General features: G+C 62.9%; 25 protein-coding genes. 6 read left to right on the plus strand and 19 right to left on the minus strand.

Going from position 1 to position 25,366, the window contains the following annotated elements:
* Window position 1 precedes the first annotated feature (1 nt).
* The 4 genes from tatB to WLQ66_RS04280 all read left to right on the plus strand — a co-directional run bounded on the left by tatB (window position 2) and on the right by WLQ66_RS04280 (window position 2,989).
* Complete coding sequence (gene tatB / locus WLQ66_RS04265; RefSeq protein ID WP_260087519.1) at window positions 2–487, plus strand: Sec-independent protein translocase protein TatB; 486 nt, start codon at window positions 2–4, stop codon at window positions 485–487.
* Window positions 484–1,458: a twin-arginine translocase subunit TatC gene (gene tatC, locus WLQ66_RS04270; protein ID WP_340545144.1), complete on the plus strand. Its 975-nt coding sequence runs from the start codon at window positions 484–486 to the stop codon at window positions 1,456–1,458. Before tatB ends, tatC begins: the two co-directional genes overlap by 4 nt.
* Before the next feature lie 185 nt (window positions 1,459–1,643).
* Window positions 1,644–2,099, plus strand: coding sequence for a ribose 5-phosphate isomerase B (rpiB, locus tag WLQ66_RS04275; protein WP_340545145.1), 456 nt, complete (start codon window positions 1,644–1,646; stop codon window positions 2,097–2,099).
* 47 nt (window positions 2,100–2,146) lie between these two features.
* Complete coding sequence (locus tag WLQ66_RS04280; protein WP_340545146.1) at window positions 2,147–2,989, plus strand: ATP-binding protein; 843 nt, start codon at window positions 2,147–2,149, stop codon at window positions 2,987–2,989.
* A gap of 108 nt (window positions 2,990–3,097) precedes the next feature.
* Here the strand turns inward: WLQ66_RS04280 and WLQ66_RS04285 are convergent, their stop codons facing one another.
* From WLQ66_RS04285 to WLQ66_RS04375, 19 genes are all read right to left on the minus strand, one after another.
* Window positions 3,098–4,318 (minus strand): peptidoglycan DD-metalloendopeptidase family protein, encoded by a 1,221-nt coding sequence (locus tag WLQ66_RS04285; protein WP_340545147.1) that lies wholly within the window; start codon window positions 4,316–4,318, stop codon window positions 3,098–3,100.
* Window positions 4,319–4,457: 139 nt separating this feature from the next.
* On the minus strand, window positions 4,458–5,105 hold the full coding sequence (locus WLQ66_RS04290; protein ID WP_340545148.1) for a protein-L-isoaspartate(D-aspartate) O-methyltransferase: 648 nt from the start codon (window positions 5,103–5,105) through the stop codon (window positions 4,458–4,460).
* Window positions 5,102–5,884 carry a 5'/3'-nucleotidase SurE gene (surE, locus tag WLQ66_RS04295; RefSeq protein ID WP_340545149.1) on the minus strand — a complete coding sequence of 261 codons (783 nt, stop codon included), beginning with the start codon at window positions 5,882–5,884 and terminating at the stop codon, window positions 5,102–5,104. Before surE ends, WLQ66_RS04290 begins: the two co-directional genes overlap by 4 nt.
* Before the next feature lie 270 nt (window positions 5,885–6,154).
* Entirely contained in the window at window positions 6,155–6,808 is a 654-nt protein-coding gene (locus WLQ66_RS04300) for an SDR family NAD(P)-dependent oxidoreductase (RefSeq protein WP_340545150.1), read from the minus strand.
* A gap of 99 nt (window positions 6,809–6,907) precedes the next feature.
* Window positions 6,908–7,177 (minus strand): hypothetical protein, encoded by a 270-nt coding sequence (locus WLQ66_RS04305; protein ID WP_340545151.1) that lies wholly within the window; start codon window positions 7,175–7,177, stop codon window positions 6,908–6,910.
* Between the two features lie 241 nt (window positions 7,178–7,418).
* Entirely contained in the window at window positions 7,419–7,961 is a 543-nt protein-coding gene (locus WLQ66_RS04310) for a DUF2199 domain-containing protein (RefSeq protein ID WP_340546295.1), read from the minus strand.
* Window positions 7,962–8,074: 113 nt separating this feature from the next.
* Window positions 8,075–9,532 carry an amidophosphoribosyltransferase gene (gene purF / locus WLQ66_RS04315; protein ID WP_374015315.1) on the minus strand — a complete coding sequence of 486 codons (1,458 nt, stop codon included), beginning with the start codon at window positions 9,530–9,532 and terminating at the stop codon, window positions 8,075–8,077.
* 287 nt (window positions 9,533–9,819) lie between these two features.
* A complete protein-coding gene (locus WLQ66_RS04320; RefSeq protein ID WP_340545153.1) occupies window positions 9,820–10,530 on the minus strand; it encodes a Hint domain-containing protein in 711 nt (236 codons plus the stop codon).
* Window positions 10,531–11,106: 576 nt separating this feature from the next.
* Window positions 11,107–11,661, minus strand: coding sequence for a CvpA family protein (locus tag WLQ66_RS04325; protein ID WP_340545154.1), 555 nt, complete (start codon window positions 11,659–11,661; stop codon window positions 11,107–11,109).
* A 40-nt stretch (window positions 11,662–11,701) separates the two neighbouring features.
* The gene (gene radA, locus WLQ66_RS04330) at window positions 11,702–13,066 is read right to left on the minus strand and encodes a DNA repair protein RadA (RefSeq protein WP_340545155.1); all 1,365 of its coding nucleotides are present in this window, start codon (window positions 13,064–13,066) and stop codon (window positions 11,702–11,704) included.
* 187 nt (window positions 13,067–13,253) lie between these two features.
* On the minus strand, window positions 13,254–13,697 hold the full coding sequence (locus tag WLQ66_RS04335) for a paraquat-inducible protein A (RefSeq protein WP_340545156.1): 444 nt from the start codon (window positions 13,695–13,697) through the stop codon (window positions 13,254–13,256).
* Window positions 13,698–13,826: 129 nt separating this feature from the next.
* On the minus strand, window positions 13,827–14,573 hold the full coding sequence (locus WLQ66_RS04340) for an ABC transporter ATP-binding protein (protein WP_340545157.1): 747 nt from the start codon (window positions 14,571–14,573) through the stop codon (window positions 13,827–13,829).
* On the minus strand, window positions 14,570–15,370 hold the full coding sequence (locus WLQ66_RS04345) for an MlaE family ABC transporter permease (protein ID WP_340545158.1): 801 nt from the start codon (window positions 15,368–15,370) through the stop codon (window positions 14,570–14,572). Before WLQ66_RS04345 ends, WLQ66_RS04340 begins: the two co-directional genes overlap by 4 nt.
* Window positions 15,367–16,404 carry an alanine racemase gene (gene alr, locus WLQ66_RS04350; protein ID WP_340545159.1) on the minus strand — a complete coding sequence of 346 codons (1,038 nt, stop codon included), beginning with the start codon at window positions 16,402–16,404 and terminating at the stop codon, window positions 15,367–15,369. The genes WLQ66_RS04345 and alr overlap by 4 nt, the downstream gene beginning before the upstream one ends.
* A 338-nt stretch (window positions 16,405–16,742) precedes the next feature.
* Window positions 16,743–18,263 (minus strand): replicative DNA helicase, encoded by a 1,521-nt coding sequence (locus WLQ66_RS04355; RefSeq protein WP_340545160.1) that lies wholly within the window; start codon window positions 18,261–18,263, stop codon window positions 16,743–16,745.
* Window positions 18,264–18,536: 273 nt separating this feature from the next.
* The gene (locus WLQ66_RS04360; RefSeq protein ID WP_340545161.1) at window positions 18,537–19,217 is read right to left on the minus strand and encodes an orotate phosphoribosyltransferase; all 681 of its coding nucleotides are present in this window, start codon (window positions 19,215–19,217) and stop codon (window positions 18,537–18,539) included.
* Window positions 19,218–19,294: 77 nt separating this feature from the next.
* Entirely contained in the window at window positions 19,295–20,335 is a 1,041-nt protein-coding gene (gene pyrC, locus WLQ66_RS04365; RefSeq protein WP_340545162.1) for a dihydroorotase, read from the minus strand.
* A gap of 81 nt (window positions 20,336–20,416) precedes the next feature.
* On the minus strand, window positions 20,417–21,376 hold the full coding sequence (locus WLQ66_RS04370; protein WP_340545163.1) for a phosphoadenosine phosphosulfate reductase: 960 nt from the start codon (window positions 21,374–21,376) through the stop codon (window positions 20,417–20,419).
* A 198-nt stretch (window positions 21,377–21,574) separates the two neighbouring features.
* A complete protein-coding gene (locus WLQ66_RS04375) occupies window positions 21,575–22,654 on the minus strand; it encodes a glycosyltransferase family 2 protein (protein ID WP_340545164.1) in 1,080 nt (359 codons plus the stop codon).
* 309 nt (window positions 22,655–22,963) lie between these two features.
* Here WLQ66_RS04375 and WLQ66_RS04380 point away from each other — a divergent pair, with 309 nt between their 5' ends.
* Together WLQ66_RS04380 and WLQ66_RS04385 are read left to right on the plus strand one after the other, a co-directional pair.
* Window positions 22,964–23,977 (plus strand): AAA family ATPase, encoded by a 1,014-nt coding sequence (locus WLQ66_RS04380; RefSeq protein ID WP_340545165.1) that lies wholly within the window; start codon window positions 22,964–22,966, stop codon window positions 23,975–23,977.
* Window positions 23,978–23,995: 18 nt separating this feature from the next.
* Window positions 23,996–25,261, plus strand: a complete 1,266-nt coding sequence (locus WLQ66_RS04385) for a vWA domain-containing protein (RefSeq protein ID WP_340545166.1) — start codon at window positions 23,996–23,998, stop codon at window positions 25,259–25,261.
* Window positions 25,262–25,366: the final 105 nt, after the last annotated feature.

Raw genomic sequence — 25,366 nt, forward strand, 5'->3', positions numbered from 1 at the left:
GATGTTTGATCTTGGGTGGACCGAACTCATGGTTATCGGCGTTGTGGCGCTGATTGTTGTCGGGCCCAAGGACCTGCCGGTTTTGTTCCGCAATGTCGGACGGTTCGTGGGCAAGGCCAAGGGCATGGCGCGCGAATTCAGCCGGGCCATGAATGACGCCGCCGATGAGGCGGGCGTCAATGAGATGGCCAAGGGGCTGAAAGCGGCGGCCAACCCGGTCAATACCGCAATGGACGGCGTCAAACAGGCCGCGCAGGATATGGCAAAATCCATCGACCCGACCAAGTTCGACCCCGACAGTGAAACCGGGAAACTGGCCGCTGAGCGGGCTGAGGATGCCAAGAAGATCCAGGCGGCCACTGCCCGTGCCGCTGCGGACCGCAAGGCACGCGAGGCCGCAGAGGCCCAGGCCAAGGCAGCCGAAGCGGAGGCGGCCCTGGCTGCCACAGACACGTCGGCGACGTCAGAAAGTGAGACCAAGACATGAGCGCGTCCGAGGATATCGACGACAGCACAGCGCCGCTGATTGAGCATCTGGCCGAATTGCGCACCCGCCTGATCCGGGCGGTTGGCGCGTTCATCGTGGGGATCGTGCTTGCCTTCACCGTGGCAGAGCCGATCCTGCAGTTCCTGCTTGGCCCGATCGAGGAAACCCTGCGCAGCCTCGGCGACCCGTCGCCAACGCTGCAATACACCAGCCCACAGGAATATCTGTTCACGCTGTTCCGCATCTCCATGGTGTTTGGCTTTGCGCTGTCATTCCCGGTCATCGGCTTCCAGCTCTGGCGCTTTGTGGCACCGGGGCTCTACAAGACAGAGAAGAACGCCTTTTTGCCCTTCCTCATCGCCTCGCCGGTGATGTTCCTCTTGGGGGCCAGTTTTGCCCATTTCGTGGTCACACCGCTGGCGATGGCGTTTTTCCTTGGCTTTGCCGATGTGTCATCCATCTTTGCCAACCTCTTGTCCGGCGCGGTCGACAACCTGCCTGCGGATGCCGCCGTGGTGCCGGAAACCACAGAAGGTGTGCGCATCACCTTCTTTGGCAAGGTCAACGAGTCGCTGGACATCACGCTGAAGTTCATTATGGCCTTTGGGCTGTGTTTCCAGCTGCCGGTGCTCCTGACCCTGATGGGCAAGGCCGGGCTGGTCAGCGCCGATGGTCTTGGCAGCGTGCGCAAATACGCGGTTGTCGCCATTCTGGTGCTGGCTGCGCTGGTGACGCCGCCGGATGTGATCACCCAAGGCATCCTGTTCTCGGTGGTCTATGGCCTTTACGAGCTGTCGATCCTGTTGGTGCGTCAGGTGGAAAAGACCCGCGAGGCCAAGCTGCGCGCAGAAGGCTACTATGATGACGAGGATGATGACGGCGACGATCTGTACGAGGAGATGGACCGGCATCCCGAAGACGACCCTCTGATGGCCGAGTTCGACGATGAGGACGACGGCAAGACCCGGTAATCCAGACCGGATCTGCTCCTGCCAGATCAGGACCAGCATATCGAGGAAGGGCGCGCCGGAGACGGTGCGCCCTTTCTCATGCGGCCGGGGCGCCAGGGCGGATCGGGCAGGGGTGTATAGGCTGCCCCCTTGCTCGCGCAGCCGGAACATGCTTTGACGCCGGTAACCCACCGACGGAGACACCCATGGACCAGACCAAACCCACCCGCGTTGTTCTTTCCAGCGATCACGCCGCAATCGACCTGCGCCAGGCCATCGCCACGCATATTGCCGCAAACGGATATGAGGTGGTTGATATCGGTCCGACAACACCGGAAAGCACGCATTACCCCAAACATGGCGCGGCTGCGGCAGAGCGCGTTGCCTCGGGTGATTGCGATCTGGGCATTATCCTCTGCGGCACCGGCCAGGGCATCATGATGGCCGCGAACAAGGTCAAAGGCATCCGCTGCGGCGTCTGCTCAGAGACTTTCTCGGCCAAGATGATCCGCCAGCACAATAACGCCAACATGCTCTCTATCGGGGCGCGTGTGGTAGGCGACAGCCTGGCGATTGAAATTGTCGATGCCTTCCTTAATGCTGAGTTCGAGGGCGGCCGACATGCCACGCGCGTCGACATGATCGAGCCGCAGGAAAGCTGAGCCCGAGCGCGCCGATACGCCCCACGTGCAATAGACCGGAGGCCCCGATGGATGACACAAGCCTGAGCCGCATCGCCGATGCGCTGGAACGGATGGCACCTGCGCCGCTGAAAGCGCCTGACTTTGGTGCTGCCTCTGCCTTTGTCTGGCATGTGGCCCCGGACCGGCTGGAGGCTGTCGAAATCGTGAACCGCGTCGATCTTGAGCTGCTGCTGGGGATCGACCGCGCGCGCGACACGCTGCTGGACAATACCCGCCGCTTTGCCGCCGGGTTCGGCGCCAATAATGCACTGCTCTGGGGCGCGCGGGGGATGGGTAAATCCAGCCTTGTGAAAGCGATCCACGGACAGCTGTCGCCGGAATTCCCCGCTCTGAAACTGGTGGAGCTGCAGCGCGAGGATCTGCCATCGGTCGCGCGTCTGCTGAACCATCTGCGGGCAGCGCCCGAGCGGTTCATCCTGTTCTGCGATGACCTGTCCTTTGGCCATGACGATCAGCACTACAAAAGCCTGAAAGCGGTGCTGGATGGCGGCATCGAAGGTCGGCCGGACAATGTGCTGTTCTATGCCACCTCCAATCGCCGTCACCTGATGCCGCGTGATATGATCGAGAACGAACGCTCCAGCGCCATCAACCCGTCGGAAGCCGTTGAGGAAAAGGTCTCTCTCTCGGATCGGTTCGGGCTGTGGCTGGGTTTCCACCCCTGCGATCAGGATGAATATCTCGCCATGATATCAGGCTATTGCGCGGCCTATGGCGTTGTGGTGCCGGAACCGGTTCTGCGCGCCGAGGCGATCGAATGGCAGGCCACGCGCGGCGCCCGCTCGGGCCGGGTGGCCTGGCAGTTTTTTACCGATCTGGCCGGCCGCCATGGGGTGAAGGTCAGCTGACCGCAAAGACGGCAGCAGCCATGATTGAACAGCTGTGATCAACCAAAAGACGGCGCTCGGGATGACCCGGAGCGCCGTCTCTTTATTGCCTGTTGCCGCTTGCGACGTTTATTGCAGATAGGGCAGCGGATCGACGCTTTCAAAGCCGTTGCGCACCTCGAAATGCACATAGGCAGCGGGTCCGTCCCGCAATGCGGCGATGGTCTGACCGCGCGAGACGGTGTCGCCCTTGTTCACCTCGATCTTGTCGACATTGGCATAGACCGTCAGCAGCTTGGCGTCGTGGCGGATCACAATGATCGGAATATTGTTGGAATCCTTGGTGATCGCCGCCACCGTACCGCCATCGGCGGCCTGCACCGGGGCGCCCGCTGCACCGGCGATATCAATGCCGTCGTTCTTGCCCTTGGAATAGGTGCGGATGATCTTGCCCTTGACCGGGAAGCCCATCGCGGCGCTGGAGCTGCGGGTCGGGGTCGGGACCTCTACCTTAGGCAGCGCTTTCGGCGCCTGGGCCGCGGGCGCGACGGTTTCCTGCGGCAGTGGCTTGGTGGCGCTTGGCGGCAGGGGCGTATTGGTGCCTTCACCCGGCGCGGTGACGGTGGCGGCGGCCGGAACCACCACTGCGGATGCTTCCTTGCGCGGGGCTGGGCGGTCCTTCAGCGGGATCAGCAGGAACTGGCCCTCACGGATGGCAAAATCGCTGCCGAGGCCGTTCCATTCCGCAAGGGATTTCACCGGCACCTGATAAAGCCGCGAGACGGTATAAGCGGTTTCGCCGCGCTTCACCTTATGGCGCACCGGCTCTGGGCCGCTTTGGACCTGCGGCTTGCTTGCGGTCGGCTGCGGTGCCAGCGGCGTTGTGCTGACGGTGCTTGCCGCCGAGGGTGTGGTCGATGGGGCGCTGTCGATCGCATCCCCCGCCAGCGAGGCGATATCGACGCCGCCGCTGGTCGCCGTACCGGGTGCGCGGCGGGGCAGGGCAATGATCTCCCCCTGCCGCAGCGGATCGTCGGGCTTCATCCCGTTGAACCGGGCCAGCTCGCTGGCGGGCAGACCAATGCGGCCTGCCACATCGTTCAGCGTATCGCCGCGACGGGCAACGGCCACCTGATAGGATGGATAGGTGATCAGCCCCTTGGCATCGGGTTTCGGGCGGCTGGCGGTTGCGGTCTGCGCCGCCTTTGTCGTGTTGAACGCACCGATCTGGCCGCGCAGATCGTAATCCAGCGGTGCCTCGCAGGCCGCCAGCACGGCCACCAGCGGCAGCGCCATCAGCGCCTTGCGTCCTGTCACACGATTGCGGTGGGTGGGTACAGTCACTGTCATTTCGCTCTCCTCGGAACGCCGTTCCCGTCTTGCGGGCCCCCATTATCCCTGGGGCTTGCCAATAGTCTGTCGGCCAGCCACGCGATCCCGCTCGAGGATGTCCGGAGCGGTTGGGGTGGGCGGGTCTCTTGCCCCTCCCTTACGTGTCTTTGCCGATCCCCTCAAGCAGGGGAACAAAACGCACCGGGCGCAATTCGTCGTATTCGAGGCCGCTGTCGGTTTTTTGAACACGGATCAGCGTCTGTACAGTGTCGGACTGCCCCACGGGCACCACCATAATACCGCCGGTCTTCAGCTGCGCCAAGAGTGGGCCGGGCGGGTCTTCGGCGGCAGCGGTCACGATGATTCGATCAAAAGGCGCCTGTTCGGGCAGGCCGTGGCTGCCATCGCCGACCAGTGAGGTAATATTGGACAGGTGCAGTTGGTCGAAGATCTGCCGCGCCTCCCGCACCAGCCGCGCATGACGATCCACGGTATAGACCCGCCGCGCCAGCTTGCTCAGGATCGCGGCCTGATAGCCAGAGCCGGTGCCAACTTCCAGCACCGTATCGCGGGGCGAGATCTGCAAGGCCTGGGTCATCAGACCGACAACAGAGGGCTGCGAAATGGTCTGCCCGCAGGCGATCGGCAACGGCATATCCTCGTAGGCGCGCGCCGAAAACAGCCCCCGCACAAAGGGGCCGCGGTCGATCTGTTCCATTGCATCGAGGACCTGCGCATCCGTCACCCCGCGCGAGCGCAGGGCGAACAGGAACTGCATTTTGGTTTCAGCTGTCGGGTCGCTCATTCAATGCCCTTCAGGCGCTCCAGCGCATCTGTCGCGGTCAGATCCGCCCGCATCGGCGTCACGGAGATATAGCCTGCCAGGTTCTGCGCTGCGTCACTGCCCTCGGCGGTGGCAACATGCTGGTTGCCACCACGGATCCACAGGTAGCGCCGCCCGTTGGGGGAGGTCTGCTCCTCGGCCGAGAAATGGCTGCCGCGCCGGAAACCCTGCGGTGAAATCCGCCGTCCCCTCACATCAGCGGCAGGGACAGGTGGGAAATTAATGTTGTAAAACAAGCGGTAATCGGCGTCTTCCTTGGGTTGCGCTTCCAAGATGGAACGGATCAGATCGGCACCATGTTGGGCGGCTGCCTCAAACGGGTTTTCAAGCTGCGCGTTCTGAGGCCCAAAATACTGCGACAGGCCCATGGCCGGAATGCCCTGCAATGCCGCCTCCATCGCCCCGCCGAGGGTGCCGGAGTAGAGCGCGTTCTCGGCAGAATTGTTGCCCCGGTTTACCCCGGACAACACCAGATCCGGTTGCTGGTCTTTCATCACCACATGCAGCCCGGCCAACACACAGTCCGCAGGCGATCCTTCTGCGGCAAAGCGATGTTCGCCCAGCTGGCTCAGCATGAAGGGGCGGGTGTAGCTGATGCAATGACCAACGCCGGATTGCTCAAACGCCGGTGCCACTGTCCAGACCTCTCCGCCGGGACCTGCAACCTCGCGGGCGATCTGCTCCAGAACCGCAAGGCCGGGGGCGCTGATGCCATCGTCATTGGTGATCAGAATTCGCATGGACGGGGCCTCTCGTCTGGCTCTGGCAGCCTATGTGTCGGGCGTGATTACGCCGATCTGCACTCCAGACCTGAATAAGATGTGGGGCAAAAGGGGGCAAGCCTTTCCCCGTCGTGATCCCGACCAGAGCGCCCGGCGCCAGCCCCTGCGGCACAGAGGTCACAGATTTTCTGGCCCGCTTGAAAACCAGAACGACCGGCGCCCGTTGCAGGCACCGGTCGGCGGAAAGCCGCGTGTTCGCGCAGTTTGCGGGTGTCTCTGACCCTCAGATCAGTCGGCGGCGGCCAGAATCTCGGGGAGCAGCCGTGCGGCCTCGGCCTGCGGCGTGCTCAGGGCATCGCGATCTTCACCCGGAAAGAACCGTGCGCGCACCGCTGTCGCCATCGGATTTGGCGTCAGCACCTGCACCTTGGGGCCGGTCTTGGCGCTTTCGACCTGCCAGCTGTTGGCCAGCGACATCTGCGCGGCCTTGCTGGCGCCATAGGCTCCAAAGAATTTCTCGCCCGCGCGGGGATCGTCAAAGAATACGGCCTGACCGGTCTGCCCCAGAAGCGGCGCGACATAGGGGATCAGAACGGAGGGTGCCGTGGCATTGATCGCGATGGATTTCTGCCAGTCCTTGGCCGCCACGAATTGCGCCGGGCTCAGCGGCGCGGCGTGAATGGCGGTGTGCAGCCAGAGGTCCAGCTGCCCCCAGCGATCATGGATGCCCCGGCAGAGCGTGGCCATGGCCTCCGGAACGGTGATATCCATAGGGGCCAGAGTCGCCGAGCCACCGTTGGCCTTGATACGATCGTCCAGCTCTTCCAATGCGCCTGTGGTGCGGGCCACGGCGACGATGTGATGCGTCGGCGCCAATGCCTCTGCGAGGGCGGCGCCCAGGCCCCGTGAGGCCCCGGTGATGAGAGCGAGTTTCTGTGTCATGGGCGCCTTGTGCGGCGCAGCGCGGCGCGGGTCAAGGGGCCAAAGCGGCGCAGCGGTCTCAAGCCTGGGCGTGATGCCCGTCCGCGCGCCGGTTGCGGGTCACCCGCCCGGCATCGCCAGACGTGATGCCTTGCCGTTTTTCTGAAGGATCAGGCCGTCGGCATCAATGGCAACAACTTCGCCACCGGACAGGCGGCTGCCGCGGGTCACGATCTGCATGCGGCCGTTCGGCATCCGCACCATGGCGCTCAGGTTGTCGTTGGCGCCGAACAACCCCAGAAGGCTGAGGCGGTTGCGGTGCAATGCGTCTTTCTGGGTGGCATGACCGGCGACATTGGCCGGCGTCTTGCCGTTCTCACGATTTGCCATTCTGGACAGGATTTCTTTCTTGTGCGGTATCGCCCTTCGGCTATCAGCTGTGCACTGCCGGGAACAGGGGGCGCCGAGAGCGTGGGCAAGCCCATGCCGGTGCGCCCCGGCGCCCTGCGCAAACGCCCGCCCATTCCGCCAAGTGACCCTGCGCAATTGCGCGCAGGGGGCTTGAAGTCTCAGGTGTCGCATCTTGCAAAAGCGACAGTGCAGCGCCTAGGCGGCGCGCAGAGCAGCCTCCTCAGGCATCATAGATGAGCGAGGGCAGATCGTGGCCATAGGCATAAAGCAGCCCCAGCAACTCTTCCATCTGCGCGCCGACCATCTGCAGATTGTAAAGCGGGTGATCCGGCTCGGAGATCTGTAGCTCAGGGTATTGCCCTTCGGGCCGCATATGCAGCATCGCTTCAACAGACTCGCTGTCATCGGGCGGAATGGCATTGGCCAGCCAGGCCCGCTTGCTGTCCATATCTTCGGTGTCCTGCATCTCGAAGCGGTCGAGATAGGCATCGAAATCCTCTTGGCTGAGCCGCGCCCATGTGCCCAGAATGAACTCTTCTCCACGGGTGTCCGCCAGCGGTACAGCCAGCACCGCCCGCACAAAGCGCAGATGCCCCAGGCGGCAGAAATCTTCGGTCAGCACATCCCCCGCCTGCGCCGAGATCGCCGTGTTGTCATGCACAAACATATCCTCCGGGCAGACGTCGGGCCGGTCGCAGCTGAGGCTCAACAGCTGGGCAAACGTCGCTCCGCAACAGCGACACTGGCGCTGCGAGCCAAGCATGCGGGCGAGATGTGGATCCAAGGGGACGGCCTTTCGGGGGCAGGGGCAAAAAGGAAAGAGGCGCCGATCCGGTGATCAGCGCCTCATGAGTCGAACTGATATCGGCTGCGCTCTTACTCTGCCGGCGACTTCATTTCAAACCCCCGTTCGACCATATCGGTCGGAACAACAGGGTATTCGCCCGAGAAACAGGCATCACAATACTGCGGGCATTTGCTGTTACGGCCCTGATCCTGCCCGACGGCCCGGTAAAGCCCGTCCAGCGAGATGAACTTCAGGCTGTCCACGGCCAGATGTTTGGCCATCTGATCCTCGGACATGGTTGCGGCCAGCAGCTTGTCACGTTCGGGTGTGTCCACACCATAGAAACAGGGCCAAGCGGTCGGCGGCGAGGCAATGCGGAAATGCACCTCGCTGGCCCCGGCATCCAGGATCATCTCCTTGATTTTGCGCGATGTTGTCCCACGCACCACGGAATCATCCACCAGGATCACCCGCTTGCCCTCGATCAGGGCGCGGTTCACGTTCAGCTTCAGGCGCACGCCCATGTTGCGGATCTGCTCGGTCGGCTCAATGAAAGTCCGGCCCATATACTGGTTGCGGATGATCCCCATCGCATAGGGAATGCCCGATTGCAGCGAATAGCCGATCGCTGCGGGCGTGCCGCTGTCCGGCACCGGGCAGACCAGATCCGCCTCGACCGGGTTTTCCTTTGCCAGCTCGCGACCGATGGCTTCGCGGGTCTCATAGACGGACCGCCCGCCAAGGATCGAATCAGGGCGGGAGAAATAGACATGTTCAAAGATGCAGAACTTGGACGACTGGCGGCGGAACGGGAAATGGCTCTCGACACCTTTGTCGGTGATCACCACCATTTCGCCCGGCTCGATCTCGCGCAGGAACTCGGCGCCGATGATGTCCAGCGCACAGGTCTCCGAACTCAGTGCATAGCCTTCGCCGACCCGACCCAGCACCAGCGGGCGCACGCCCAGCGGGTCGCGGACACCGATCAGCTTGGTCCGGGTCATGGCGACAACCGAGAAGGCGCCTTCGACCCGGCGCAGCGCATCTTCCATCCGCTCCGGGATATTGCGCTGCAACGAGCGGGCCATCAGATGAATGATGCACTCACTGTCGGACGAGCTCTGGAAGATCGAGCCGCGCTCGATCAGTTCGCGGCGCAGGGCATTGGCGTTGGTGATATTGCCGTTGTGGGCAATCGCTGCACCGCCCATAGCGAATTCGCCAAAGAAAGGCTGCACGTCCCGGATCGCAGTCTGACCCTTGGACCCGGCGGTGGAATAGCGCACATGGCCAATCCCGATGGGGCCGGGCAGGGTGGACATCACATCCTGCGAGGTGAAGTTGTCGCGGACATAGCCGAAACGACGGGCGCTCTGGAACCCTTCGACAGGATCATGGGTGACAATGCCGCCGGCCTCCTGTCCCCGGTGTTGCAGGGCGTGCAGGCCGAGCGCGACAAAGTTGGAAGCGTCCTGGACGCCGACGACGCCAAAGATGCCGCATTCTTCGCGCAGCTTGTCATCGTCAAACGGGTGGGCGGGGGGCATCTGCGGCATCGGCAAGGCGGTGTAGCTCCGAATCCGGTTGTCAGGATGTCCCCCACATAGAGGGTCCGTCCGCGCATGTCACCCAAGGATCACGGTTTCACGACAGTTGGGTAAAAAAACCGCAGCCCTGACCGCCGTCGGACAGCCGCCAAAAACAAAAAAACCTGCGAAATGTCGCAGGCCGCAGGAGGGGGGCGGAGCATATTTATTTGGGGAACAGCGTGGGATACGCAGATCCCGTGACCGGCAATGTCCAGATCCGTGTCCGGTTCGCGCCCGCGTCAGCCTCAGGCGGCCAGCAGCCCGCGCAGCATGTCAAAGGCGGAGAGCACATCGTCACGGTCATCTTCGCGGCTGTCGGTCTCGTCCTTGCCCGCGTCAGAAAGAGCACGCCCGTCCTCGCTGGCGAGGATCTGACGGGTTTCGGCCAGCGACAGCTCCCGGAAGGCACCATCATCGGCGCTGTTGGCGGTGTTCTCATGTGCAACATGTACCAGCATCCCGCAGGCAGCCCAGATCATTTCTTCCTCGGCAAAGGACAGATAGATGCGGGCCATCTTCTCCGGCATGGCGGCAGAGATGCCGTTGTAGCCAATCAGCGACACCACCTTGGTGATCGCGGTGGGCACATCAAACAGCCGCTCGACGGCAGCCAGTTCCAGACCAACCTGCTGATCGGCGGGCAGCATCAGATCGTCATCGTTGCCCAAAGCGCCGGCGGGCACATGCACCAGAGAAGTGAGGCGCGGCACCGCGTGTTTGACACCGGTCACCTCCTGCGCACCGCCATCCAGGGTGTAGACCTTGTCGCCGGGCTTGACGTGACGGGCCTGTACAAACCCACGCTCGGTCTCGATCATCATATGCGGCAGCAGACCGCCGGTGCGCGGACGCAGGCGGCTGCGGTTGCATGCGGCAGGGCGCGCAGCTGTCGGGAAATCCATCAGAAGACCAACCGGCTGACAGTCCGCAAATGATGTCGAGTGATCCAGCAGCATGGTGTTGTCCTTCTGAGCGATAGGCCTGACGTTCTGTCCGGCGTCTTGTTGACACCAATGTGCGCTCCGAATTTGGACGGAATTGGGGCAAGGATCGGGCCGATTGGGACAACAGCGGGGTTTTTGGTCTCCAAAGCCGCCTCATTCCCCAAATTGTTGCCGAAAAACACCTCCGATCACAGGATTTGTTAACTTTTATCGGTTTGCCCCCGCGCTCAGCACATGGAGTAGGGCGGCGATCAGGCGCTAAAAATCGCGATTCTAATTGGTTAATAAAGCGTTAATAGGCGTTCTTGATGTTAGGAAAGGTAAACGCCAGTCGGGGCTGGAATGTCGGAATTGGATAAGTCTCCATCGCTCCAAAGCCCGCACTGCGCAGCCCTAACCGGAGGCTGTCATCGCCAGTCGAGGCGGCGCTTCCCATGGGCGCCACAACGCGCCTCCGGTCGCAGGCGTGACCCGATGTATTAAAAAAGGGCGCCCGAAGGCGCCCCGTTTCAGTCCGGTTGCAATCCCGTTTCTCGCCCGCACCCGTGATCCGCGCAGCCGCCCACTGGCGGCGGATCGGCGTCCGCCTCACTTGTCGCAGGAGCCGATCAGGCTTTCATATTGTGTGGTCACCCATCCAAGCGCCTGCTCGGGGTTGCGGTCTTCGATCTTGCCGATCATCCGCTCAAACACCACCGCAGAGCGGCTCTCGTCCACGATGGTAAAGCTCTGGCCGGTCATAACCACATTATAGAGGAAGAAGGCAATCGCCACCAACAGGATGCCGCGCAGCACCCCGAAGAAGAAGCCGATCCCCTGATCCAGCCCGCCAAGCGCCGAGCGCTGGACCAATGATGAGAACAGCGGCGTGAAGAACGACACCACGATCAGCGCCAGCGCAAAGACCGCGGCAAACGCAGCGATGATCGACAATTCGCAGCTGTCCGCAATGAACTCCCCGATGACCGGGATCTCGGCCATCAGCGGCTCAACCTGTGGCGCAAACAGAAAGGCCAAGATGGCGGCGGCGATCCAACCAGCGATGGCCATCGCCTCACGCACGAAACCGCGCGAATAGGCCAGCAACGCTGATACAACAATGACCAGGGCCACGACCCCGTCGATAATGGTGAAACCTTCCATGTCCCTCGCCCGTTAACCTGCGATTAGAATTCTTGCGACTTTAGCCAGCCCCAAAGTATTCGCCAACAAAACCGGCGAGATCAGAGGCCTGCCGCACCGCAAGTCCGGGGACCGCGACGGATTTGCCACCACTTGGAGCTATCGCTGCGGTGAAACCAAGTTTTTGCGCTTCTTTCAACCGGTTTTCGGTCTGCGGGGCCGGTCGCAGGGCTCCTGAGAGCGATATTTCTCCGAATACCACCGTATCAGAGGGCAATGCGGTGTCTTCGCGGGCGCTGAGCAGCGCCGCCGCCACCGCCAGATCCGCCGCAGGCTCCGAGATCTTCATGCCGCCGGCCACATTCAGATAGACGTCGAGCCCGGCAAAGGGGATGCCGCAGCGCGCCTCCAGCACGGCAAGGATCATCGCCAGGCGCGAAGAGTCCCAGCCCACCACGGCCCGGCGTGGCTGCGAATGCGGCGAGGGCGCGACCAGCGCCTGCATCTCGACCAGAACCGGGCGGGTACCTTCAATGCCAGAAAACACCACAGAACCGGGCGAGGGTGTGCCGCGTTCCGACAGAAACAGCGCCGAGGGGTTGCGGACTTCGCTCAGCCCGCCACCGGTCATCTCGAAGACGCCGATCTCATCCGCCGGACCAAAGCGGTTCTTGACCGCGCGCAGAATGCGGAACTGATGCCCGCGCTCGCCTTCGAAATACAGCACGGTATCCACCATATGCTCGACCACCCGCGGACCGGCAATCTGGCCTTCCTTGGTGACATGGCCCACCATGATGATGGAGATCCCATTGGTCTTGGCAAAGGTGGTCAGCTCATGCGCCGCGGCACGGACCTGGCTTACGGATCCCGGCGCGCTGTCCACATGATCGGCCCACATGGTCTGAATGGAGTCGATGATCGCCAGCTGTGGCCGCTCCGCCTCCAGCGTGGTCAGGATATCGCGCAGATTGGTCTCCGCCGCCAGCTTGACCGGCGCTTCAGCCAATCCCAGCCGCTGCGCCCGCATGCGTACCTGCGCACTGGCCTCTTCGCCGCTGACATAGATCGTCTTGAGGCCTGAATGGGCAAACTGCGCCGCCGCCTGTAGCAGCAGCGTCGATTTCCCGATCCCAGGATCGCCGCCCACCAGAATGGCCGAGGCAGGCACCAGCCCGCCGCCCAGCACCCTGTCCAGTTCCGCAACCCCGCAGCAGGTGCGTGGCGGTGGCGTCTCCTCGGTTGCAAGATCGCTGAGTGGAATGGTCTTGCCCCGGCGCATGCCGAGAGATTTCGACGCCGGGCCGCCTTTGGACAGGCCCTTGTCTTCGGTGATGGAATTCCACTCGCCACAGCCATCGCAGCGCCCGGACCACTTTGAAAAAGATGCTCCGCAGGCAGAGCAGGAATATGTTGTTTTTGCCATCCGGTAGATCTGGCAGATGTTTCCGGTTTGTTCAAGTGTTGCGGTCGCTGAAACCGATCCTGCGAGGCGCTGCCTCGCGCTCCGGGATATTTGACGCCAGAAGATGGGAAGTAGCGGATTTCTTCTGGCCGGAAATATCCCGGGGGAGGCCGCAAGGCCGGGGGCAGAGCCCCCGCGGACCCGGTTCTTACTCGGCAGTTCTGACCCGCCGCTCGGTTATCAGCCCCAGCACCACCGAGGCCAGGATACAGCCTGTAAACAGATAAAGCCCCCAGGCGGTTTCGATCGTCGCGTAGCCGATCCCCTTGGCCAGGGTGATATAGAGCGCGATCAGAAAGACATCGGCCATCGCCAGCTTGCCCAGAATATGGAGGACGGGCTGTAGCCGCATATCCAGCAGGCCCCATTGCACCAGCGCCAGCCCGATGGTTTTGAGATAAGGCGCAAAGATCGCAAAAGCCGTGACCGTCAGAGCGAGGATGACATCGCTGCCCCAGAGGCTCTGCAAGCCGGTGATCACCGAGATCTCGCTGAGGCCGAAGATCGGCAGCAGACCCGCCCGCATCAGGGGAGCAAACCAGGCAACAGGGTAGAGGATCAGCAGGGAGAGAGTGAGGAGGCGGAGGGTCATGGCAGCTCGTTTTCTGTGGGACGGCCAAGACTTGCGCGTTTAGTGCCGGATTCGAAGGGGGAAGGCTGCGAGCGAACGCCAGACGCGGTGCCAGAGACAGCGACCCTCGCAAAAAAAAGGCCGCGAGGCCTAACGCACCGCCTCAATCGGCCCCTCGGCACGACCATGGATGAACTGCTCCATATAGGGATCGCCAGAGTTGTCCATCTCGCTGACCGGGCCGGTCCATTGGATCACGCCTGCATGCAGCATCGCCACATTGTCGGCGATGGCGCGGACCGAGGACATGTCGTGGGTGATGGTCATCGCCGTTGCGCCCATCTCGACCACGATTTCGCGGATCAGGTCGTTGATGACGCCGGACATGATCGGGTCAAGGCCGGTGGTCGGCTCATCGAAAAAGATGATCTCCGGCTCGGCTGCAATCGCACGGGCAAGACCCACACGCTTCTGCATGCCGCCCGACAGTTCTGCGGGCAGCCGGTCCGCCACATCAGCCTTCAGACCCACCCGGCGCAGCTTCTCGATGGCGATTTCGCGCGCCTCTTCGGTGGGCCGCTTCAGCGCGCCGCGCAAGAGGCGGAAGGCCACGTTTTGCCAGACCGGCAGGCTGTCAAACAGCGCGCCGCCCTGGAACAGCATCCCGAAGCGGGCCAGAAACATGTCGCGGTCGCCGGATCCGGCGGGTTTGCCATCGACAAGGATCTCACCGCTGTCGGGCTGGATCAGGCCAAGGATGCTTTTCAGCGCCACCGACTTGCCGGTACCGGAGCCGCCGATGATCACCATCGAGGTGCCTTTGGCGATCTCCAGATTCATGCCATTGAGCACGCGGTTGTCGCCAAAGGCCTTATAGACGTCTTTCATCTGGATCATAGCGAGAAGAAAATCCCTGTAAGGACAAAATTGGCGGCCAGGATCAGCACGGCTGCGGCCTCAACCGAGCCTTTGGTGGCGCGGCCGACGCCCTGCGCGCCGCGGCCCGACTGCATGCCGTAGTAACAGCCCATCGTGGCGGCGATGGTGCCAAAGGCGGCGCCTTTTACCAGGCTCGAGACGATGTCGCGGGCTTCGAGGAAATCTACGGTATTCTTCAGATAGGCAGCCGGGTTGAAGCCCAGATTCTGGGTCGCCACCACATAGCCGCCCATAATGCCGATGATGTCACCAACCCCGACAAGCACCGGCACTGTGATCAGCGCGGCCAGCACCCGCGGCGCCACCAGGTATTTCATCGGATGGGTGGAGAGCGTCACCAGCGCGTCGATCTGCTCGGTCACCTTCATGGTGGCGATTTCGGCTGCGATGGAGGAGGTGACGCGCGCGGCGATCATCAGCCCGACCAGAACCGGGCCAAGCTCGCGGACCATGCCGATCGCCACGATCTGCGGCACCACAGCCTCTGCGTTGAAGCGGGCGCCGCCGGCATAGATCTGCAAGGCCAGGGCCGCGCCGGTGAAAATCGCGGTCAGCCCAACCACCGGCAGCGACAGCCAGCCCACCTGCAACAGCGCATTAAGCAGCTCGCGCGGGTAGAAGGGCGGGCGCAGCATGTGGCTGAAGGTCGAAAGACCAAAGAGCGTGACCCGCCCCACAGCCCCCAGTCCGGCAAGGGCCATCTGTCCCAGCCGGGCAAGCAGGCTGAGGGGCGAGAGACGCGAGAGGGTGCTCATTCGGTGTAGCTCCGTGCATAGCGGCTGCCGAGGGAAGTGAGAATTTCATAGCCGATGGTGCCGGCCGCATCGGCAAGCGTATCGACGGTCTGGCGCTCATTCAGAATGGTCAGATGACTCGGTTCGTCACCAAGGTCGGTGACATCTACCGTGATCAGATCCATCGACACCCGGCCGACCACTGGGCAGGGCGTGTCGCCCGCGTAGACCTTGATCCCACCATTGCCAAGCGCGCGGTGCAGCCCGTCGGCATAGCCTGCGGCGACGGTGGCAATTCGGCTGGGGCGCTGCGCAGTCCAGCTGTTGCCATAGCCGACGGTCTCGCCGAGATCCAGGCTGCGGATCTGGATCACCGGCAGATCGAGTTGCACCACCGGCAGCGCATCACCGAAGGGCTGGCCACCATATAGGCCGATGCCCGGACGGCAGAGGTCGAAGTGATACTTGCGCCCCAGCAGCAGCCCGCCGGTCGCGGCGAGGGAGCGGGGCAGATCAAGCCCGTCGGTCATCTCGACGAAGCGCTGCAACTGCTGGTCGTTCATCGGATGGGCCGGCTCATCGGCGCAGGCCAGATGCGACATCAGCAGCACCGGCCCCTGGCTGAGCGCGATGTCGCGCACGGCGCTCCACTCGGCGGCTTCCATGCCGAGCCGGTTCATGCCGCTGTCGAGCTGCACGCCAAAGGGGTGCCCCGGCAGGCTTTCGAAATGGCGCAGCATCTGGTCCAGCGAATTGAGCATCGGCGTCAGCTGGAAATCACGCAGCAGTTTTGCATCGCCTTCCATATGGCCTGCAAAGACCGAGATGCCGGGGCCGGGCCCGATGGCGCGGCGCAGGGCGACGCCTTCCTCTGCCATGGCCACGAAGAAATTGCGCGCGCCCGCCTTGGCCAGCGCCTTGCCAACGCGGCCTGCGTCCAGCCCATAGCCATTGGCCTTGACCACGGCGGCGGTTTCGCAATTGGTCAGCGCATCGAGATTGCGCCAGTTGGTCACCAGCGCATCGAGGTTGAGTGTCAGTCTAGCAGTCGTCATGTGCTGTTCATGACATGGGGGGCACAGGGGTCAAGGGGGAAACCGCATTCCAGCTTTGCTGCGGGCGTGCTTGGCGGAGTTTCGGCGCTGACCTGACACATATCGGCCTGCGGGGAGACCGGGCCTGCGGGGGCTGTCACCGCAAGTGATGATCTGCGCCGCGATCGGGGATTTTGAGTATTTCTGGAAAGGTGACAGGCAAGACCTGGACCATGACCGAGGACAAGCGCCGAGCTGCGGCCCAAGTCGGCAGGGCGCGCGGGGCAGGGCCGCGGCATAACAATAAGGCACCGCAATAGATCTGCGCCGCCTGATGTCGATTGCCGAATTATCAGCGCTCAATATTCGGGCGCATGGTCCTGCTGCCAGGCTTTGGCGAGATTGCCGAAACGGGTGAACTGCGCCTCAAACGCCAGTTCCACGGTGCCGATGGGGCCGTGACGCTGCTTGCCGACGATCACCTCGGCCTTGGCGTGCAGCCGTTCCATGGCCTGTTTCCATTCTTCCATCTTGTCCAGCTCGTGATCGCCGGGCTTCTCGCGCTCCTTGTAGTATTCCTCGCGGAACACGAACATGACCACGTCGGCATCCTGCTCGATCGAGCCTGATTCCCGCAGATCCGACAGCTGCGGACGTTTGTCTTCGCGGCTTTCCACCTGACGCGACAGCTGGGAGAGGGCAACCACCGGAATGTTCAGCTCCTTGGCGATGGCCTTCATGCCCATGGAGATCTCGGCGATTTCATTGACCCGGTTGTCAGCCATGCCGCGACAGAGCTGGAGGTAGTCGATGACCAGCAGATCCAGCCCATGGGTCCGCTTCAGGCGTCGTGCCCGGGCCGCGAGCTGCGAGATCGGCAGCGCCGGGGTGTCGTCGATAAACAGCGGACAGCTTTCCAGATCCTTCGCCGCCTGAACGAACCGGCGGAACTCTTCCTCGGTCATATCGCCCTGACGGATCTTGTGGGAGGAAATTTCCGAAGCCTCGGCTAGGATACGGCCGGCCAGCTGTTCGGCCGACATCTCCAGCGAGAAAAAGCCAACCACCCCCCCGTCAATGGCGCCTTCGGTGCCATCGGGTTTCACACCCCGCTTATAGGCCTTGGCCACGTTGAAGGCGATGTTGGTCGCCAGCGAGGTCTTGCCCATCGAGGGCCGCCCGGCGAGGATCAGGAGGTCCGAGGGGTGCAGGCCGCCGAGCTGTTTGTCGAGATCAGCCAGACCGGTGGAGATCCCGGCCATGCCGCCGCCACGCTGATAGGCTTCATTGGTGACATTGACCGCTTCGGTGACCGCCTTGAGAAAGGATTTGAAGCCGCTTTCCGTCTGCCCCTGTTCGGCCAGTTTATAAAGCGACTGTTCCGCCTCGACGATCTGCTCCTTGGGTTCTGAGGCGACATCGACGCGGCGTGCCTTGTCGGCGATGCTGCGGCCCAGTGCGATCAGCTCACGGCGGATCGCCAGATCATAGATCATCTGCGCATAGTCGCGCACCGCAAAGGCCGAGATCGAGGCGCCTGCCAGTTTTGCCAGATAGGCAGGGCCGCCCAGTTCCTTCAGCCCCTCGTCATCCTCCATGAACGCCTTCAGCGTGACCGGGGAGGCCAGCGTGTTCTTTGAGATCCGCGCAGCGGCGATCTCGTAGATGCGGGCATGGACCGGATCGTAGAAATGCGCCGAGGTGATGATCGAGGCAACGCGGTCGTAGACGTCGTTGTTGGTCAGGATGGCGCCGAGGAGCTGCTGTTCGGCCTCGACGGAATGGGGCAGGATGCTGACGTCGTCTGCATTGCCCTCGCCAGTGGCATCAGGCTGCCGGGCGGCGGGCAGATTGGGGTCAAAAGGCGTAATATCGTTCATCGCTGCTCTCGTCTTTGGCCCCGCGTTATACCGGCGTGGCGCGCGGTTTGGCTATCTGGAAAACTCTGTGGATTAATTGTGAACAGCCTGTGGATATCCGCAGGCTGGCCTGTGCGCCAAATCCACAGAGACCGGCTTGGGCTGGGCGCATTCTATATCATGTGGTGCAATCTGGGAAGCGATCTATATCTGGGCGATTGCCAGTGGCAGAGACGATTCGAGGGCAGCCCTGTCCACAGGCCGCCCCCGGTGCATCACTGTGCTGATTTCAGATCAGGCGGATTTATGCGCGTCCTGCCAGGCGCGCGGATCCTTGAGGAAACGCTCCACCTCATCCAGCGTCTCGCTGGAGAAGGCCTGCTGCACGCGCGCCTCGGCCAGCACGTCCCACCAGGTGCACAGATAGTGCAGCGATACGCCGTGGTCGCCCAGCGTCTTTTCGGTTTCGGGGAAGATGTCGTAGTAGAAGACCACTGCCGTATGGCCACAGGAGGCGCCGGTTTCGCGGATCGCATCGACAAAGGACAGTTTCGAACCGCCATCGGTGGTCAGATCCTCCACCAGCAGCACCCGCTCGCCATCGCTCATCGCGCCTTCGATGCGGGCGTTCTTGCCATAGCCTTTGGGCTTTTTGCGCACATAGGTCATCGGCAGCGCCATGCGCTCGGCGACCAGCGCGGCAAAGGGAATACCTGCGGTTTCGCCCCCGGCAATATTGTCAAAGGCCTCAAAGCCGGCATTGCGCATCACTGTGACGGTCATGAAATCCATCAGCGTCGAGCGGATCCGCGGAAAGGAGATCAGCTTGCGGCAGTCGATATAGCTGGGCGACGGCAGGCCGGAGGCCAGGGTATAAGGCGTCTCGGTATTGAAATTCACCGCGCCGATCTCCAGCAGCATACGGGCGGAAAGACGGGCGATTTCTTCGCGGGAAGGGTAGGAGGAGGGGATCATTCTATCATCCTTGTGGTCGGCGCGAGCCGCCGGTGGCAGGAGCCTCCGGCGGGGATATTTGGAGCCAGAAGATATGGTCAGGCAACTTTCCAAAATACATCAAACCCCGGATCAAAGACGGTCACCGGGCCATCGGCGGTTTTGATCTGGTCGGGGAACACTACGGCATTGTCCTGTTTGATCAGGGTCAGCCTGTCTGCATTGACGGGCAGGCCGTAGAAGGCCGGGCCATGTTCCGAGGCAAAGCCCGCCAGCTTGTCCAGCGCGGCCTCTTCTTCGAAGACATGAGCGAGCAGCGACATCGTGTTGGGGGCGGTGAAACAGCCGGCACAGCCACAGGCGCTGAGTTTGTTGGGGTCGGTATGGGGCGCGGAATCCGTGCCGAGGAAAAACCGCCGATGGCCGGAGGTGGCGGCCGCGCGCAGGGCGAGCCGGTGCTCCTCGCGCTTGGCCACCGGCAGGCAGTAGTAATGCGGTTTGATGCCGCCGGCCAGGATGTGGTTGCGGTTGATGATCAGATGGTGCGTGGTGATTGTCGCGCCGAGGTCTTCGTCCTGGCTGGTCACATAATCGGCGGCGTTTCTGGTGGTGATATGTTCCATCACCACCCGCAGGCCCGGTGTCGCCTTGCGGATCGGGTCCAGCACCCGGTCGATGAACACCGCCTCGCGGTCGAAAATGTCGATATCATGGTCAGTGACCTCGCCATGGGTGCAGAGCGGCAGGCCGATCTCTGCCATCGTCTCCAGCACCGCACGGACCTTGTCGAAATTGCTCACCCCCGAAGCAGAGTTGGTGGTGGCCCCGGCCGGATACAGCTTCACCGCCTTGACCAGACCGCTGGCGTGGGCCGCTGCCACATCCGCAGGATCGGTGTCCTCGGTCAGGTAGAGCGTCATCAGCGGTTCAAATGCCATGCCGTCGGGCAGGGCCGCCAGAATACGGTCGCGGTAGGCGGCGGCCTGGTCACCGGTCACCACGGGCGGCACCAGATTCGGCATGATGATCGCACGGCCGAAATGGCGGGCGGTTTCGGGGAGAACGGCCTTCAGCATCGCGCCGTCGCGCAGATGCAGATGCCAGTCATCGGGGCGGGGGATGGTGAGCTGAACGGTCATGGCGTTCGCCTAGCACAGGGCCGCGCGAAGGGGAAGCGACGGGATCATCTTGTCGCGTTGCTGGCCTGTCCCCGGTGTCGCTCAGCGCTCGGGTGGCAGGGTGATCTCGCCCTCGGCAGCGCGTTTCCGGAGCGCCTCAAGCCGACGACGGAAGCGCGGGGCGCGCAGCCTGCCGGTGACATTGCGGCAGAGCAGCGCCATCAGATAGGGGCGGTCTGTCTGTTCCAGCTCTGCCATCAGCTTTCGCAGATACGGGCCATTGGTGCGGCGGGCGCGATAGAGTTTGTAGAACTGCTGTTCCGTCAGCCGGTCGGCACCGGCCAGCGCCAGAATATTATAGAGGATTTCCATCTCGATCAGCCGGGTCTGCACAGTGTCGCCCAGATGGGGCGTGCGCAGGCGCATCACGTTTTTGCGCGCAAACAGGGCGGCATGCATGGAGTCCAGCCGCTCACGCGGATCGTAGATCACAAAGCCCTGCCGGGCCGCATCCATCATGTCGGGGGCAAACCCGTAGCGATGGCTGAAATCGACACGGCGCATCTCGGTGAAGCGGTCGTCCCAGTCAGTCAGCCGGGGATCAAGGGTTGCTTGCGGCTGGATCGCGACCACGGTAGCGCCGGGCGCGGCCACGGAGAAGGCGGCCGCGGCATAGCCGCAGGGACCGGCGCCGTAGAACACCACCTTGTCGAATTCGTCAAAGAAACCATCATCGATCAGCTGGTCGAAAAACCCGAAGATGCGGTCATTGCGAAACCAGGTGTCGCCGTTGGAGATGAGGCACAGATGCGACCAGCCCAGGTTCTTGACCAGATCAAACCCGAGGGGCTGCGCCAGATCTGACAGGTTGTGGATGCCTTGGATTGTCTCAAAGCTGACCAGCAGCGTATTGCCCTGATCGATGAAGCTGGCAAAGTGACGATTCCCGAGCGGCTGATACATGCCGTTTTCTTCGGCCAGCGCGGCCATGCGGGCCTGCCACTGCGCGGGCTTCAGCCCGGACAGATCCTCGTCCAGCGTGTCCAACGTATCCTGCTGCATAGCCTCGTCCTCTCGCCCCGTCCTGGATCGGACGGGTTTGCCTCCAGCAACATCTAAAGGCGAAATAAGGCTAAAATTGGAAATTGTAAGGCCGGTTTGTCGGCCATTGTTGCGCGCAAAAGGAGGCGGAACGGCTTGCTGCGCGGGCGCCGGGGGCGGGCCGATCGCATCCGGTCAGGGCTCAGCTCTGCCCACTGCTCAGTCCTGCCCATTGTCGGGTTTGTCGCTGCCCTGCTGCGCGCTGTGACGGCCCAAGGTGGCAAAACCGGCGAGAGTGCGGGCGGTTCCGGGGCTGATCAGCCGCGAAGGCGGTGTCATCAGCAGGCGCGAAAACAATGTCCGATAGGCGTCCTGCTGCATCAACATGCGAAAGCGGTCGTGGCGCCACTGCACCGCGCGTTCGTGCAGGCGCTGCAGCTTGGGGTCTTCGCGCAGCAGCTCGGCGATCGCCTCACGGGCGGGGCGATAGCGGGCGATGCTGCCGTCCTCATCGGTGTTGAAATTGCGTTCCACCCAATAATCCATGCCCAGCTCGCCCGGGCGGTTGACCCGTCCGCGGTCGGCTTTCAGCACATAGCTCTCCATCGCGCCAAGCGGGTAGTGGTTGAGCTGCACCAGATCGAAATTCGACTGACCATAGTCGGAATAGATCCGCTGCGTCCTGAAGTCCTGACCCAGTTCACGACCCGATCCGTCGAACCAGCGATACCGCGCCAGCGCGGCCTCCTCCTGTGGGCTTCGCGGGCGATGCACCCCCAGTTTGCGATAGGTGCCGTCATTGCGATAGAGCGTCTTGAACATCGCTGCGCGCCACGGCCAGTGGATCACCTCCGGTGCGCAGCGGGTAAAGCTGTCGGTCACCGGCTGGTCCTGATAACGCACCGTTTCGCCATTGCCGAACAGCCGCCAGGTGAGGGTGATCGCATCCGCCTCCGGCAGCGCGTCATGCAGGTCGGTCAGGCGGCCGTCTCCGACGTGGATATTGACGAACTCATCCACGTCAAACGCCATCACCCAGTCCGCCTTGCGCATCAGCCGGTGTTTGTCCGCTTTCTTCAGCCCGGTGAACTGGATGCCGCCCTTGTCATAGGGGCCGTCGTTGCGCAGATGGGTGATATGGCCCAGTTCATCCAGTCGATCCAGCATCCGGTCGGTGCCATCCGCGCAGTCATTGGACAGGATCAGAATGTCGCTGAAGCCGACGGCCTTGTGATGGGCGATCCACTCCAGCAGGAAAGCCCCTTCGTTCTTTACACATGTTACGGCCAGTGTTCGCATGCTGTCTCCTGCCACGTCTGTGCCGTCGCCGCCTTGGGGCATGGCGCGCCCTTGGGGCGGATGGCCTGCCTCTGTCATCGCATTGCAGCGAAAGCCGGTCAATGTCATGCGCCGCTGCGCCGGGTGTTTGGGCCTTGCTGTGCAGATAGGTACATGCGGTGCGGGTGTGGTCGGCGGGGCGTCTATGAGACCAAAGTGGCATCGACAAGCGCTTGACCCGACCGGTTCGGCGTGGCCTCTTGGTGCCGAACATATGGCCTGTTGGTCAGGGGCCAGATGTCTCCTGATCAGGGACCAGAAGGGGGGCAGATGTCGCAGGAAACACGGGCGGTCGAGCCGGAAAATCCCACCCGCCACGCAGCGGACAGCGCCCAGGCTCGGGGACGGGCTCAGGGGCAGGCTCAGGCCAACGGTCTGCCCGGCTCCATTGATGCGGTGCAAACCCTGCTGACAGGCGCGGGCTATGTCGCGGATCGCGGGCTTGCCACGGTGGTCTTCCTGTCGCTGCGCCTCGGTCGGCCGCTGTTTCTGGAGGGCGAGGCCGGGGTCGGCAAGACCGAGATCGCCAAGACACTCGCCGCCGCGCTTGGACGTCGGCTGATAAGGCTGCAATGCTACGAGGGGCTGGATGCCGCCAGCGCCGTCTATGAATGGAACTTTGCCGCCCAGATGATGGCCATCCGCACCGCCGAAGTCGCCGCCGGGGAGGCAAGCGACCGTGCTGCGCTTCAGGCGGAACTCTTCAGCGACGACTATCTGATCCGCCGCCCGCTGCTTGAGGCGATGCAGCCGGACCCGGCGGGCGCACCTGTCTTGCTGATCGACGAACTCGACCGCACCGATGAGCCGTTCGAGGCCTTCCTGCTTGAGGCGCTCAGCGATTTTCAGGTCACCATCCCCGAACTTGGCACCATCAAGGCTCCCGAGCCGCCCATTGTGATCCTCACCTCCAATCGCACCCGCGAGGTGCATGACGCGCTGAAACGCCGCTGTCTCTATCACTGGGTGGATTACCCGGACTTTGAGCGCGAAATGGAGATCCTGACCGCCCGTGCTCCCGGTCTCGCACCGCGTCTGTCGCAGGAGGTCGTCGCCTTTGTGCAGGCCCTGCGCACCGAGGATCTGTTCAAACGCCCGGGCATCGCCGAAACCATCGACTGGGCCAATTGCCTGCTGGCGCTGGATGTGATCGACCTGTCGCCCGAGGTGATCGCCGACACGCTGGGGGCCATCCTGAAATATCAGGATGACATCAGCCGCCTGCATGGATCAGAGGCCAAACGCATTCTCGATCAGGCCCGTGCCGCGCTGGGTCCCGCCTGATGCGCCAGCCCTGTCCATATGCCTGAATACCCGCCATTGCCGCTGCCGGAAACGCCCCGGCTGGCGCAGAACATCACCCATTTCGCGCGGGCTTTGCGCCGCGCTGGGCTGCCTATCGGTCCGGGCCGGGTGAGCGAGGCGGTGGAGGCTGTTGCCGCTGCTGGCTTTACCTCGAAACAGGATTTCTACTGGACGCTGCACGCCTGTTTTGTCTCCAAGCCGGAGCATCGTCAGGTCTTTGCGCAGATCTTTCGCCTCTATTGGCGCGATCCGCGCTTTCTGGAGCATATGATGGCGGCGATGCTGCCCGCAATCCGTGGCACGCAGGAGGAGAAGGCCGCCAAACCGGCCCAGAAACGCGCCGCCGAGGCATTGCTGGACGGGGCTGAGGCACCGGATCGCCCTGACCCGCCGGAGGGGGAGGAGCCACCGGAACAGCTGGAATTAAACGCCGAACTCACCATGTCGCGCGAGGAACGGCTGCGGCAGCTCGACTTTGAGCAGATGAGCACCGCCGAGGTGGCCGAGGCCAAGCGGATGCTGGCCAAGATGCAGCTGCCGATCCGCCCCATTCAGTCGCGCCGTTTGATGGCGGCTCCCTCTGGCAGCCGGATCAACTGGCGACGCACGCTCGCCCAGGCCGCACGTCAGGGCGGAGAGGTCACGACCCTCGCACGGGCGCAGCGCCGGCTGCGCTGGCCCAATCTGGTGGTGATCTGCGATATCTCCGGCTCGATGAGCCAATATTCCCGCCTGATCCTGCATTTCCTGCATGCGGTCGCCAATCGCAAGGGGCCGGGCTGGGCGCGGGTCCATGGTTTTACCTTCGGCACACGGCTTACCAACATTACCCGCCATCTGGCGCAGCGCGATGTTGATGCCGCCCTGGCCGCAGCCGGGGCCGAGGCGCAGGACTGGGAGGGCGGCACAAGGATCGGCGCCTGCCTGCATGATTTCAACCGTGACTGGTCGCGCCGCGTCATGGGGCAGGGGGCCGTGGTCCTGCTGATCACCGACGGGCTGGACCGCGACGAGAGCGATCAGCTCAGCGCGGAAATGCAGCGGCTGCATCTCTCCGCGCGCCGTCTGATCTGGCTCAACCCCTTGCTGCGCTTTGACGGGTTCGCCCCCAAGGCGCGCGGCATCCGCGCCATGCTGCCTCATGTCGACAGCTTTCGCGCAGGCCATTCCATTGCCGCGCTTCAGGATCTGGCGGATATGCTCGCGCGTCAGGATGACAGCGGCGAAAAACAGCGCCTGATGCAGATGCTGACCGCCGACTGACCCCGGCGCCCGACGCCCGCATCGGCAGGCTCTGGCCGAAAAATGACCCTCACAGGCAACTTATTTGCTTTGCCGCGAGTTGGCTCCTTAGGCTTTGCACCGCAC

The sequence above is a fragment of the Phaeobacter sp. A36a-5a genome (assembly GCF_037911135.1).
Classification (GTDB): domain Bacteria; phylum Pseudomonadota; class Alphaproteobacteria; order Rhodobacterales; family Rhodobacteraceae; genus Phaeobacter; species Phaeobacter bryozoorum.

Coding starts and splice junctions, on each gene's coding strand:
- tatB (WP_260087519.1), top strand. CDS start 2: ATGTTTGATCTTGGGTGGACCGAACTCATGGTTATCGGCGTTGTGGCG.
- tatC (WP_340545144.1), top strand. CDS start 484: ATGAGCGCGTCCGAGGATATCGACGACAGCACAGCGCCGCTGATTGAG.
- rpiB (WP_340545145.1), top strand. CDS start 1,644: ATGGACCAGACCAAACCCACCCGCGTTGTTCTTTCCAGCGATCACGCC.
- WLQ66_RS04280 (WP_340545146.1), top strand. CDS start 2,147: ATGGATGACACAAGCCTGAGCCGCATCGCCGATGCGCTGGAACGGATG.
- WLQ66_RS04285 (WP_340545147.1), bottom strand. CDS start 4,318: ATGACAGTGACTGTACCCACCCACCGCAATCGTGTGACAGGACGCAAG.
- WLQ66_RS04290 (WP_340545148.1), bottom strand. CDS start 5,105: ATGAGCGACCCGACAGCTGAAACCAAAATGCAGTTCCTGTTCGCCCTG.
- surE (WP_340545149.1), bottom strand. CDS start 5,884: ATGCGAATTCTGATCACCAATGACGATGGCATCAGCGCCCCCGGCCTT.
- WLQ66_RS04300 (WP_340545150.1), bottom strand. CDS start 6,808: ATGACACAGAAACTCGCTCTCATCACCGGGGCCTCACGGGGCCTGGGC.
- WLQ66_RS04305 (WP_340545151.1), bottom strand. CDS start 7,177: ATGGCAAATCGTGAGAACGGCAAGACGCCGGCCAATGTCGCCGGTCAT.
- WLQ66_RS04310 (WP_340546295.1), bottom strand. CDS start 7,961: ATGCTTGGCTCGCAGCGCCAGTGTCGCTGTTGCGGAGCGACGTTTGCC.
- purF (WP_374015315.1), bottom strand. CDS start 9,532: ATGCCCCCCGCCCACCCGTTTGACGATGACAAGCTGCGCGAAGAATGC.
- WLQ66_RS04320 (WP_340545153.1), bottom strand. CDS start 10,530: ATGCTGCTGGATCACTCGACATCATTTGCGGACTGTCAGCCGGTTGGT.
- WLQ66_RS04325 (WP_340545154.1), bottom strand. CDS start 11,661: ATGGAAGGTTTCACCATTATCGACGGGGTCGTGGCCCTGGTCATTGTT.
- radA (WP_340545155.1), bottom strand. CDS start 13,066: ATGGCAAAAACAACATATTCCTGCTCTGCCTGCGGAGCATCTTTTTCA.
- WLQ66_RS04335 (WP_340545156.1), bottom strand. CDS start 13,697: ATGACCCTCCGCCTCCTCACTCTCTCCCTGCTGATCCTCTACCCTGTT.
- WLQ66_RS04340 (WP_340545157.1), bottom strand. CDS start 14,573: ATGATCCAGATGAAAGACGTCTATAAGGCCTTTGGCGACAACCGCGTG.
- WLQ66_RS04345 (WP_340545158.1), bottom strand. CDS start 15,370: ATGAGCACCCTCTCGCGTCTCTCGCCCCTCAGCCTGCTTGCCCGGCTG.
- alr (WP_340545159.1), bottom strand. CDS start 16,404: ATGACGACTGCTAGACTGACACTCAACCTCGATGCGCTGGTGACCAAC.
- WLQ66_RS04355 (WP_340545160.1), bottom strand. CDS start 18,263: ATGAACGATATTACGCCTTTTGACCCCAATCTGCCCGCCGCCCGGCAG.
- WLQ66_RS04360 (WP_340545161.1), bottom strand. CDS start 19,217: ATGATCCCCTCCTCCTACCCTTCCCGCGAAGAAATCGCCCGTCTTTCC.
- pyrC (WP_340545162.1), bottom strand. CDS start 20,335: ATGACCGTTCAGCTCACCATCCCCCGCCCCGATGACTGGCATCTGCAT.
- WLQ66_RS04370 (WP_340545163.1), bottom strand. CDS start 21,376: ATGCAGCAGGATACGTTGGACACGCTGGACGAGGATCTGTCCGGGCTG.
- WLQ66_RS04375 (WP_340545164.1), bottom strand. CDS start 22,654: ATGCGAACACTGGCCGTAACATGTGTAAAGAACGAAGGGGCTTTCCTG.
- WLQ66_RS04380 (WP_340545165.1), top strand. CDS start 22,964: ATGTCGCAGGAAACACGGGCGGTCGAGCCGGAAAATCCCACCCGCCAC.
- WLQ66_RS04385 (WP_340545166.1), top strand. CDS start 23,996: ATGCCTGAATACCCGCCATTGCCGCTGCCGGAAACGCCCCGGCTGGCG.